General features: G+C 68.3%; 5 protein-coding genes (1 of these 5 cut by a window edge). 2 read left to right on the top strand and 3 right to left on the bottom strand.

What is annotated here, in order from left to right; genetic code table 11:
- Positions 1–46: 46 nt before the first annotated feature.
- The 3 genes from ACIP5Y_RS46900 to ACIP5Y_RS46890 form a co-directional block, all read right to left on the bottom strand.
- Complete coding sequence (locus ACIP5Y_RS46900; RefSeq protein ID WP_400360321.1) at positions 47–1441, bottom strand: lipase family protein; 1395 nt, start codon at positions 1439–1441, stop codon at positions 47–49.
- Between the two features lie 228 nt (positions 1442–1669).
- Complete coding sequence (locus tag ACIP5Y_RS46895) at positions 1670–2692, bottom strand: AraC family transcriptional regulator (protein ID WP_400360320.1); 1023 nt, start codon at positions 2690–2692, stop codon at positions 1670–1672.
- 182 nt (positions 2693–2874) lie between these two features.
- Complete coding sequence (locus tag ACIP5Y_RS46890; RefSeq protein WP_400360319.1) at positions 2875–3042, bottom strand: hypothetical protein; 168 nt, start codon at positions 3040–3042, stop codon at positions 2875–2877.
- A gap of 199 nt (positions 3043–3241) precedes the next feature.
- On the opposite strand from ACIP5Y_RS46890, the gene ACIP5Y_RS46885 reads away from it, so the two are divergent.
- Positions 3242–4447, top strand: coding sequence for an FAD-dependent oxidoreductase (locus ACIP5Y_RS46885; RefSeq protein WP_400360318.1), 1206 nt, complete (start codon positions 3242–3244; stop codon positions 4445–4447).
- A 49-nt stretch (positions 4448–4496) separates the two neighbouring features.
- A protein-coding gene (locus ACIP5Y_RS46880) for a type I polyketide synthase (protein WP_400360317.1) crosses the window boundary here: on the top strand, positions 4497–12736 show its 5' portion. Its footprint extends 8104 nt past the window's final position; 8240 of the gene's 16344 nt are visible here — the first part of the coding sequence; the start codon lies at positions 4497–4499; the stop codon falls past the right edge of the window.

Genomic DNA, 12736 nt, shown 5'->3' with positions numbered 1-12736 from the left:
GTCGCGAACCCGTTGGCTCGCAGGATGGTTCGGGTTCGGTGCGGCTCTACTGCTGTCCGATGGCCTGTCCGACGAGGGCCTGCGCCATGGGTGGCAGTATTTCGCCCAAAGCCTGACCGAATGCGGGATCGGTCAGGGTGGTCGTCGGATCGGTGATGGTGCATCCGGTGGGTGCGGGCACGCCATCGAGCCGATCACGCAGCCAGTGGAAGGCGCCGGGCAGGTGCGTGACGACGCCGGAGATATGTTCGGCGGCGAATTCGCGCACGTAGGTGACGCTGGGTGCGCCGTCGTGGCAGTACTTGTCGACCACAGCGTCGGTCCCGGCGATCGGGAGCAATTCATCGTTCTGCGCGTGATAGAAGTACACCGGCAGCGAAGGCGTGTGCTGTCCCAGTGAGTTGTCCGCGATAGCGTCGCGAATCGCCGGTAGCGCAAGCGGATCGGCCCCCTGGAAGGTGCCCAGATAGTTGAATCCCGGGAACAGTGCCGCCCCTTGCGGATGGCACAACACCTTCTTCGACCCCAATACCAGCTGACCGAGCAGATCCACCCGGTCCCGCAGTACCTGTGCCATATCGGGGTATTCGGTGGCCAATCCGACGAACGCGGCCGAGATCAGCCCCGCGTAGACGCCATTGTTGTTGTGCCGCACCACCGCCGCGTAATCGGTGGGCGCCGTGCCACCGGATGCGGTGCCCACGATATTCAGTTCCGGCGCGTAGCTGTCCTTGATCTCGGCGGCGAACGAGGTGGGGATCGTGCCGCCCGAATAACCCCACAGCGCGGCCGGAGTGCTCGCACCGCTCAATTGTGCGGGCTCGAAATTCTCGACGGCGCGAATTCCGTCCAGGGTGGCCTGCGCATTCATTCGCGAGGCGCCGTAGGCGGAATTCGCTCCCTCGTAGTCGGGCAGCGCGACCGTCCAGCCCTGGCCGACGCCGGCGGCGAGGGGGATGAGCGTTTCGGCCGCATTGACGTAATCGGCTGGGATGGCACCGGATTGGATCACATACGACGGTGCGCAATACTGTGCTCCGCTGTCCTCGGCGATCTGGTAGGACAGCAGTTTGCGACCACCCGCGGGCGCTGCGCCGCGCGGCTTCAGCACCGTGGTCACGGTGGCGATGGCCTCGCCGTGGCTGTTGGTCGTGCGGTAGAGCAGCTGCCAGGCATCGACATTCAGTTGCAGCAGACCGAAGAAGGCCGGGTTGATCCGGCGCACGCGCAGAATCTCGCCGGGCTGTGCCGCGGTGACCGCGCCGGCGGCCGGGCGATAGAAGTCGTCCAGCTCCGGTGGCAGGGTCAGTGCCGGCGCCGGTTCGATCTGGACATCGGCCCGCTCGATCGGCGCCGCCTGGACCGAAACCGTTGTCACCCAGGGCGTCATCACGGCGATGAGGCCCACTGCGAGGACGCGCCCGACTCTGCGCACGTTCATCCTGACTGCCTTTCCGAATGAATGAAGAAACTCGAGGCGCGACCGTCCCAGACGGATCCGTCGCAGCAGTGAGCCTAAACATTCTTTGCAGGCGTTGACCAGGGCAGACGGCACAATTTCCGAATTGAGCGCTGCGGTCATATTTTGTGAGAGATGCGGTCATTCCGCGGCGCCGCGGAAACTCCTATGGTCGACCACAGCGTCTCGGCCGCGTTGGGGGAGTGGCGATTACGCGCCGGAGCGGTAGGACCCGGGTGGGCTGCCCGTCCAGCGCCGGAAAGCGCGGCGGAAGGCGCTGGGTTCGGAGAATCCCAGACGCGCCGAGAGTTCCTCCACGGTCTCCGCACCGCGCACCAGACTGGCGATGGCGGCGTCGCGCAGAATGTCCTCGCGGATCCTGGTGATCGAGGTGTCTTCCTCGCCCAGCTTGCGCCGCACCGTCTGCGGGCTCATGGCCAGCCGATGTGCGACCTCATCGGCGCCGGGCCACTCGCCGCTCAGACCACGCGCGAGTATCCGCCGCACCTGCTCCGACAGCGACGTGCCGTACTCGCGCCGCGACAGCAGATCGGCGGGCGCATCGCGCATCCAAGCGATGAGCGCTTCCTCGGTCCGGGTGAGCGGGGAGAACAACACCGCACTGTCGAAAACAAGTGCGGCGGTCCCCGCGCCGAAAACCAGCGGTGCCGCGAACAACAGGTCGTAATCCTGGATGTTGCGAGGCTTCGGAAACGGAAATTCTACCTGCCGCAACGGAATTCGGCGCCCGATTCCCCACGCCATGATGCGATGCGCCGCCGCCAGCAGAAAAGAGGTCATCAGATGCTCGGGATCCTCGAGCACCGAGGTATCGATGGTGAATCGAGTACGGGCCCGCTCGGTCACCACAACCATCGGCGGCAAACCGGGCGTCAACCGCTGATACTCGTTGAACCGAGCCAACGCCGCCCCGAGATCCGGGCATGCCAGCAAACCGAAACAGATCAGCCGCAATGTCCCACGCGGAACCGGCCGCGGACCCAGCCCGAACATCTCATCGTCACTGATCCGCCACAGCTGCTGCACAGTGCTGGTCATCTGCGCAACGGTCACCCGGGCACGCTCCTGCACGATCAACTCAGGGGCCACCCCTACCGAACCCAGCAGCTGTTCGGCGTCCACGCCCCGCCGACTTGCCATCGCCACGACGGCCCGCACGAAATCGATCGGCACGGTCCGCGCGATATCACCGCGCACGGTCCGCGCTGTCACCTGCTTCTCCCGATCGCCGCCATTGAAAATGACCGTACCAGCCGGTATGGGGTGCTTATGGAGTTCGGCGAGACAGGCCCGGGGAATCGTCTCCGGCGGCGTATGGAGGCTGGAGATGTCGGCGTAGAAGAAATGTCCATGGCAACCTGTAGGCAGGGGTCCGTGTATCGGCAATCGAACGGCTACCGGATTGTCTGTGAAATGCGTTGTGGTGCAGTCTTCTTGATCGGATACGGGTTGAGCACGGTGGCGGCGGCCGGGTGGTCGGTTTGATCATTCTGCTTCGGGGTAACCGAAGCTGAGAACTCGTTCTGCGCATATTGTTCAGTGGTGACGGAATTGATTGACACGCTTCGAATGTGGTGGCTAGGCTCTTCGTCTGTTCGCACGGCTCAAACGTTCGAGCGTGCTGACGTGCGCTGAGCGGGTGATCCTAACCGCTGACGAATCATGTTCCACACCAGGGCAATTCGGTAGGCGGATGGTGGCCACAAGCTGCCATGGAACACGGCGTCCACATGTTCGACCGCATTCCCGTTAGGAGCGCGTATGCCCCGCGCACTGATCATCGGGGCCGGCGTCGCCGGCCCGGTGTTATCGATGGCCTTACAGCAGGCAGGCATCGAATCCAGCATCTTCGAAGGCGATGCGGCAGGGGCCGCGGAAGATGGGTCCTGGCTGAACTTCCAGTCCGCCAACGGGATCGACGCCCTGCGGGCTATCGACGCCGCGGGAGCGGTGGAGAAACTCGGGTACGAGGTCGACACCATGAGTTTCGCCAATAGCAGCGGGCGGACGCTGGGACGGATGCCGATTCCCGTCCGGCCCGATGGCCTGAAATCGATGATGGTGCCGCGTACGGCCCTGAACGAAACACTCGCTGGCGCCGCCCGGGAACGCGGCATCGCCGTGGAACACGGCAAGCGGCTCATCGACGCGGTACGACTACCCGGCGGGGGCGTGCAGGCAGTGTTCGCCGACGGCACCACCGCCGACGGCGACTTGCTGATCGGTTGCGACGGTGTGCATTCCACCGTGCGTAGCCTGATCGACCCGCACGCACCCGCGCCCAGCCCGGTCGCCGTGCTCACCACCGGCGGCTACATCCCCGACTTCACCGTCGACGCGCCCGATCGAGATCTGCACGTCCATCTCGGGATGCGCTGCTCCTTCGCCTGGCTGCGCACCTCCGATGGCGGCACCGCCTGGTTCGCCAACCCGCCCAGGGACATCCACAGTGTCGATTCGGAGACCGATGACGCCGCGCTGCGGCGCCGGCTCCATGAGCTGATGGCCGGTGAAATCGGGCCCGCTCACGACATCGTCGACGCCGCACCGGCACCGCTGCTCGCCTGGTCCAGCTACGCCATGCCCGTGGCCTCCCGCTGGCACGACGGCCGCAACATGGTGATCATCGGCGACGCCGCGCACGTCACCTCGCCCACCGCCGGTCAGGGCCTCGCCCTCGCCATCGAGGATGCGGTCGTGCTCGCGCAATGCCTGCGCGACTGTCCCGACCTGCCCTCCGCGCTCACCACTTTCGACGCCCTGCGCCGTGACCGCGTGACGAAGATCGTCAAGCACGGCCGCAACCCCGAGCCACCCGGCGCGATCGGCCGCTTCATACGGGATCTGATAATGCCCGTCATGCTCGGCAAGACCGCCAAAGACGGTGGCAGATCATTGATGTGGATACAGGGACACCACATCGATTTCGACGCACGCGTCATACCCGTCACTCGCTCCGATTCCTGAATCCGGACACCCGCGCTGATCGAAGCGTTCTAGACGAGGTCACAAACAAATGCTCTCCGACCCCATTGCGGTCGTCGGTGCCTCCTGCCGTTTTCCGGGAGCCGCACGACCGGCGGAATTCTGGCGTCTGCTGCATGACGGCGGCGACGCGGTAACCGACACTCCGGCCGACCGCCGCAACCCCGCCAGTTTCGGGATGCGTGGCGGATTCCTCACGGACACAGGCGAATTCGACGCGGAATTCTTCGGAATCTCCGCCCGCGAAGCCGCCGCCATGGACCCCCAGCAGCGGCTGATGCTCGAACTGGGCTGGGAGGCGCTGGAAGACGCGCGGATCATCCCCGCCCGGCTGACCGATACCGCGACCGGTGTCTTCGTCGGCGCGATCTCCGATGACTACGCCACCCTGACACAGCAGCACGACGCCATCACCCAGCACTCCCTGACCGGGACCAACCGGGGACTGATCGCCAACCGGTTGTCGTATGTGCTCGGCCTGCGCGGGCCGAGCATGACGATCGATGCGGCCCAGGCTTCTTCGCTGGTGGCGGTGCATCTGGCGGTGGAAAGCCTGCGGCGCGGCGAGACCGGCCTCGCGCTGGCCGGCGGCGTGCAGCTGAACCTCTCAGCGCAGAGCACGCTGCGCGCGGACCGCTTCGGCGGACTGTCACCGGACGGGCGCTGCTTCGTGTTCGATGCGCGCGCCAACGGTTTCGTCCGCGGCGAGGGCGGCGGACTGGTCGTGCTCAAGCGGCTTGCCGACGCTCTCGACGATGGTGATCGCATCTACTGCGTCATCCGCGGTAGCGCCGTCAACAACGACGGTGGCGGGGCCAACCTGACCGCACCGAACGAGATCGCGCAGCAGGAACTGCTGCGGCTCGCCTATCGCGAGGCCGGCGTGGACCCGGCCCTGGTCGACTACGTCGAACTGCACGGCACCGGAACCAAGGTCGGTGATCCGGTCGAGGCCGCGGCGCTGGGCGCGGTGATCGGCACGGCCAGGCCGGACGGCGAGCCGCTCGCCGTGGGTTCGGTGAAAACCAATATCGGCCATCTGGAAGGCGCGGCCGGCATCGCCGGACTGCTGAAGACAGTTCTCAGCATTCATCATCGCGCCCTGCCCGCCAGCCTCAACTTCGAGACCCCCAACCCGAGCATCCCGCTGGACGCGCTGAACCTGCGCGTCCAGCAATCCACGACACCCTGGAACACCGAGCAGCCACGAGTGGCCGGAGTCAGTTCCTTCGGTGTCGGCGGCACGAATTGCCATGTCGTACTGGCCGAGCACATCGCCGCGGAGAGCCAACGGGAGCAGCACCCGCCGGCGGTCGCGCCGGTGGCGTGGATGCTGTCCGGGCGGGATGCGAAAGCTGTTCGAGGACAAGCGGAATCACTGCGAGCACACTTGCAGACGCATCCGGATCTGGATGTGGCGGACATCGGCTACTCGCTGGCCGCGACGCGTACGGCCTTCGAGCATCGCGCCGCGCTGGTCGGGCACGATCCGCGGGCGCTGCTGGACGCCTTCGCCGACGGCGCGCCCGTGCCGGATCTGGTGCGTGGCGTGGCGGGAGACGGTACAGCGGTATTCGTGTTCCCCGGGCAGGGCTCGCAATGGGCGGGTATGGGGGTCGAACTGGCCTCGTACTCCACGGTCTTCGCGGATCGGATGCGGGACTGCGCCGACGCACTGGCGCCGCATGTCGACTGGTCGCTCACGGAGGTGCTGCAGGACGCGGAGGCGCTCGAGCGGGTCGATGTCGTGCAGCCCGCGCTGTGGGCGGTCATGGTGTCGCTGGCGGAGCTGTGGCAATCGCTCGGTGTCAGGCCGTCCGCGGTGATCGGGCACTCACAGGGCGAGATCGCCGCCGCCTGTGTGGCGGGCGCGCTGTCGCTCACCGACGCGGCGCGCATCGTGGCGGTGCGCAGCAGGCTGCTGTCCACGGTGGCGGGGAGCGGGGCAATGGCCTCGATCGCGATTCCCGCCGACCGGGTCGAGCCGGGCGACGGGCTGTCGATCGCGGCGATCAACGGGCCCAATGCGGTTGTCGTGTCGGGCGAGTCCGCTGCGGTGGACGCGGTGGTGAGCCGGTATCAGGCCGTGGGCGTGCGCGCGCGGCGGATCGCGGTGGACTATGCGTCGCACTCGGCGGAGGTCGAACCGATCCGGGCCGGGCTACTGGCCGAGCTCGCCGCTATTCGCCCGCGGCAGGTCCGAATTCCGATGCTTTCGACCGTGACCGGAGAATGGGCCGAGGGCACGGCGCTGGATGCCGAGTACTGGTACCGGAATCTGCGTGAACCCGTCCGGCTCGACACCGCCGTGCGGGCGCTCACCGGCACCGGACGGCGGGTGTTCATCGAAGCCGCTCCGCATCCGGTGCTGGCCACCGGGATTCAGGAGACTTCCGCGGATGCCGTCGTGGTCGAATCCCTGCGACGAGACGACGGCGGCCGGCGGCGATTCCTGACCTCGCTGGCACAGGCGTGGGCGCACGGCGTCGAGGTCGATGCGAAGGCGGTGTTCGCCGGGACCGGGGCCCGGCCGGTGGAGCTGCCGACCTACGCCTTTCAACGTCGGCGCTACTGGTTCGATGAAGCCGAAGGCCTTGTCGCCGAACAGGTTCCGTCCGCCGTCCGCGCGCCGGGCGGAGAGCTCGACCTGGTGCGCGCGCATGCCGCGGCCGTGCTCGGGCAGACGGCGCCGGAGGAGATCGATGCCGGGCTGCCGTTCCAGGACCTGGGCATCGACTCGCATCTCGCGGTCGAACTGCGCAATCGGCTGAGCGCCGAGACGGGGCTCGCCCTGCCCGCGACCTTGCTGTTCGACTACCCCACCTGTACGGCGGTGGCCGCCTTCCTGCAGGAGGAGAGCTCCGGCGAGCACACCCAAGTCGTTGCCCCGGAATCGCGGTCGGCGGTCGCGCTCGATCCGATCGCGATCGTCGCGATGAGCTGCCGGTTGCCCGGCGGCGTCGATTCGCCCGAGGAACTGTGGCGATTGGTCGCCGAGGGCGGCGACGTCATCGGTGAGTTCCCCGCCGATCGCGGCTGGGATGGGGCCGGACCGTACGACCCCGACCCAGAGAATGCGGGCACGGACCACCCCCGATTCGGCGGATTTCTCGACGGCGCAGCAGAATTCGATCCCGCCTTCTTCGGGATCTCACCGCGCGAGGCGCTCGCGATGGACCCGCAGCAGCGGGTGCTGCTGGAGCTCTCGTGGGAGGCCCTCGAGCGGGCCGGGATCGATCCGGTGGCCCTGCGCGGCACACGAACCGGTGTGTTCATCGGTGCGATGGCGCAGGACTACGGTCCGCGCCTGCACGAGGCGACCTCCGACGGCTTCCTGCTGACCGGCAACCTGACCTCGGTCGCCTCGGGGCGACTGGCCTACACCTACGGCCTGGAGGGGCCGGCGGTCACGGTGGACACCGCGTGCTCGTCCTCGCTGCTGGCCCTGCATCTGGCGTGCCAATCGCTGCGCCAAGGCGAGTCCTCGCTGGCGCTCGCGGGCGGTGTCACGGTGATGGCCAACCCGGGCATGTTCGTGGAGTTCTCGCGGCAGCGCGGACTTTCGCCGGACGGACGCTGCAAGGCGTTCGCCGCCGCGGCCGACGGCACGGGATGGAGTGAAGGCGCCGGACTGCTTGTACTGGAACGACTTTCGGACGCACAGCGCAACGGTCACCGAGTGCTGGCCGTGGTACGCGGCTCGGCGATCAATCAGGACGGCGCGTCCAATGGCCTGACCGCGCCGAACGGGCCGTCGCAGCAGCGGGTCATCCGGCAGGCGCTGGCCAATGCCGGTCTCTCGGCCGGTGAGGTGGATGCGGTCGAGGCGCACGGTACCGGGACCACGCTGGGTGATCCGATCGAGGCGCAGGCCGTGCTGGCGACCTACGGCCAGGATCGCGATCATCCGCTGTGGCTGGGCTCGTTGAAGTCCAATATCGGACATACGCAGGCCGCCGCCGGTGTCGCGGGCGTGATCAAGATGGTGCTGGCGCTCCAGCACGGGATGCTGCCGAAGACCCTGCACGTGGATGCCCCTTCGCCGCACGTGGATTGGACGGCGGGCGCCGTCGAGCTGCTGACCGCGCCGACACCGTGGCCGCGGACGACCCGCCCGCGCCGGGCCGGTGTCTCCTCCTTCGGTATCAGCGGCACCAACGCGCACCTCATCATCGAAGAGCCCACCGCCGCTGCCGACGTATCCGCCGATGCGGGATCGCCGGTTGTGCCGTGGGTGCTCTCGGCGAAGACCGATGCGGCACTGCGTGTTCGAGCAGATCAGCTGCGCTCGCTCGCCGAGCGGGAACCCGATCTCGATCTCGCGGACGCGGGCCGGACGCTGGCCACGGGATCGGTCTTCGACACACGTGCGGTCGTGATCGCCGCGAATCGTGCCGAGATGCTGTCGGGCCTGGCCGCGCTCGCCGAGGACCCGATCACCGTCGCTACGGCAGGCGACAGGGGCGAGGTCGTGTTCGTCTTCCCCGGTCAGGGTTCGCAGTGGCCGGGCATGGCGCTGGAATTGGCAGCGCAGGCGCCGGTATTCGCCGAGCGACTGCGCGAATGTGGCTCGGCGCTGAGTGAATTCGTCGACTGGTCGCTGGTGGACGTGCTCGCCGACGAGGCCGCGCTGGAACGGGTCGACGTGGTGCAGCCCGCGCTGTGGGCGGTCATGGTGTCGCTGGCGGCGCTGTGGCGCTCCAATGGTGTCGAACCCGCTGCGGTAGTGGGACATTCGCAGGGTGAGATCGCGGCTGCAGTCGTGGCCGGTGGGCTTTCTCTAGCCGATGGCGCACGCATCGTCGCATTGCGTAGCCGGGCCCTGCTGGCACTGTCCGGTCGTGGCGGAATGCTGTCGGTGTCGCTGCCCGCTGATGCGATCCGCGACCGACTGGGGGAGCGCCTGTCCCTCGCGGCGGTGAACGGGCCGGAGTCGGTGGTGGTGTCCGGGGACCCGGACGCACTCGACGCCTTGCAGGCGCGGTGCGCGGCGGAAGGTATACGCGCACGGCGTATTCCGGTGGATTACGCGTCGCATTCCGCGCATGTCGAGGAGATCCGCGCGGAATTGGCCGACCTGCTGTCGCCGGTGCGGCCCCGTAGCGCCGCGATCCCGTTCTACTCCGCCGTCACCGGCGCGCCGATGGATACGGCCGAACTCGATGCCGAGTACTGGTACCGGAACCTGCGCGAGACGGTGCAATTCGAGCGCGTCACGAGAGCGTTGATCGCCGACGGGCATCGGGTGTTCATCGAGACGAGCGCGCACCCGGTCCTCGCGGCGGCGGTCCAGGAATCCCTCGACGCCACGGACAGCGACGGGCTCGTCACCGGATCGCTGCGCCGCGATGAGGGAGACCTGCGCCGATTCCTGACCTCGCTGGGGGAGGCGTTCGCCGGCGGGGTGTCGGTGCGATGGGCGACGCTGTTCCCAGGCACGCGGCGAGTGGACCTGCCGACGTATCCCTTCCAGCGGCAACGGTACTGGTTGCACCCGGAACGCGCGGCCGATCCGGTCGACGCCCGGTTCTGGGTGGCCGTGGAACAGCAAGACTTGGCCTATCTCGAGTCGGCCCTGCGCATCGCGCCGGATCGGCCGCTGAGCGAGTTCCTGCCCGCGCTGTCCTCGTGGCGCCGAGACCTTCGGGACCGGTCCACTGCGGACTCGTGGCGGTACCAGGTGTCCTGGAAAGCATTGGCGCACAGCGATACCCAGCCATCCTGGCCGAGCGCATCGGATGCGCAGGCGCCGGCCACCGGTGCTCCCGATCCGCAGATACTGCTGCCGGGGACCTGGCTCGTCGTAGCCACGCCCGAGGAAACCGAACTCACCGCCCAGCTCGCTGAGCGCGGGGCCAAGGTGCTGCGGCTCGTGCCCGGCGACGATGTGGCCGCGAAGCTCGCCGGAATCGGCTCGATCGACGGCGTGCTGTCGCTGTTGGCCGCCGACGACGCGCCGCACCCGGACTACCCCGCCGTGCCGCGTGGATACGCGATGACCCTCGCACTCATCCAAGCCCTCGGCATGGCCGGCATCGACGCGCCGCTGTGGTGCGTGACGCGTGGCGCGGTATCGGTCTCCGGCGAGACCGTCCGGCCCGACCAAGCCTTGCTGTGGGGCCTGGGCAGGGTTGCGGCACTGGAACTTCCCGACCGCTGGGGCGGACTGATCGACCTGCCGCAGCACTGGGACGAGCGAATTCCGCAACGCATGGTGAGCGTCCTGACCGGGACTGAGGACCAGGTCGCGGTGCGTCCGGACGCAGTGTTCGGACGCAGGCTCGTGCGTGCTCCCATGGGCCGCACCGGTTTCGAGGGTTGGACGCCGTCGGGAACCGTGCTGATCACCGGCGGAACCGGTGCCCTCGGAGCGCATACGGCCCGATGGCTGGCCGCCGGCGGGGCCGAGCACGTGGTGCTGGTGAGCCGGCGTGGGCCGCAGGCCGAGGGCGTCCCGGAACTCGTGGCCGAATTGCGTGAGCTTGGTACCGAAGTCACCGTGCGTGCCTGCGATATCGCCGATCGAGTTGCGTTGGCCGAGTTGGTCGCGAGCCTGCCCGCTCTGGATGCGGTCGTGCATACGGCGGCGGTGCTCGACGACGGTGTGATCGACGCATTGAGCCTCGAGCAGGTCGACCGGGTCCTGCGGGTCAAGGCGCGAGCCGCGTGGGATCTGCACGAGCTGACCGAAACCAGGAATCTGAAAGCGTTCGTGGTGTTCTCGTCGCTGGCCGGTGTGGTCGGCACACCCGGGCAGGGCAACTACGCACCCGGCAACGCGTATCTGGACGCGCTGGCGCTGCATCGCCGGTCGCTGGGATTGCCGGCCACGGCGATCGCATGGGGGCCCTGGGCCGGAGAAGGCATGGGACGCGGCGAATTCGGGGCGGTCGCTCGCCGTCACGGGGTGCCGATGATGCGGCCCGCGGCGGCGGTGACCGCGCTGCGGCAGATCCTCGAATCCGACGAATCCGGCGCGCTGGTGGCCGATATCGACTGGGACCGCTTCGGCGTCGCCTTCACCGCCACCCGGCCCAGCCCCCTGCTGACTGAGTTGATCCCCGCCGTCGAGGCACCTGTCGCCGACGAACGCGACGCACGGTCGCTGCTGCATGTCGTACGACAGCAGGCCGCGACCGTGCTGGGCTACGCCGACGCCGAGTCGGTACCCGCCGGAAAGGCGTTCAAGGACCTGGGACTCGACTCGGTGACCGCGGTGGACCTGCGCAACCGGCTCGTCGCGGCGACCGGGCAGCGGCTGTCCGCCACGGCGGTCTACGACTATCCCACCGCGCACGCACTCGCCGAATTCCTCAGCGGCACAGCCGAAACGACAGAGCGGCCCACAACGGCGGCCGCCGAGGACGAGCCGATCGCCATCGTCGGGATGGCCTGCCGGTTCCCCGGGGGAGTGCGGTCACCGGAAGAACTGTGGCGTCTGGTCGTCGACGGGAAGGATGTCGTCTCCGGCTTCCCGGCCGACCGTGGCTGGGACGCGGGCAAACTGGCCGAGTCCGGTCGCCTCGCCACCCGCCAGGGCGCATTCCTCTACGACGCAATGGAATTCGACGCCGGATTCTTCGGCGTCATGCCACGCGAGGCCGTCGCGATGGATCCGCAGCAGCGGCTGCTGCTGGAGACCACCTGGGAAGCCTTCGAACGGGCGGGTATCGATCCGAGCGCGCTGCGTGGTGACGCGGTCGGCGTGTACGCGGGCACGAACGGACAGGACTACGCCTCGGTGCTGCGCGCGGACGGCGGCGAGCGGTTCGACGGCTACCTGGCCACCGGCACCTCGGCGGCGGTGCTGTCCGGGCGGGTGGCCTACGCATTCGGGTTCGAAGGCCCCGCGGTCACCGTCGACACCGCCTGCTCGTCCGCACTGGTCGCCTTGCACCTGGCGGCCGAATCGCTGCGCAAGGGCGATTGCTCGCTGGCGGTCGCCGGCGGCGTGACGGTGATGTCCACCCCGGATCTGTTCGTCGAATTCTCCCGCCAGGGCGGACTCGCTCCCGACGGCCGCTGCAAGGCGTTCTCCGCCGACGCGGACGGCACCGCCTGGGGTGAGGGCGTGGGTGTGCTGATCGTGGAACGACTTTCGGATGCGCACCGCAACGGGCATCCGGTGCTGGCGGTGGTGCGCGGCTCGGCCGTGAACCAGGACGGCGCCTCCAACGGCCTCACCGCGCCGAACGGACCGGCGCAGCAACGAGTGATCCGCCAGGCGCTGACCGGCGCCGGACTGTCGGCGCGCGACGTCGACGCGGTCGA

Source organism: Nocardia sp. NPDC088792, assembly GCF_044750615.1.
GTDB lineage: Bacteria > Actinomycetota > Actinomycetes > Mycobacteriales > Mycobacteriaceae > Nocardia.
Note: the sequence above shows the minus strand (reverse complement) of the source record. Positions and strands in the feature narration are given on the sequence as shown.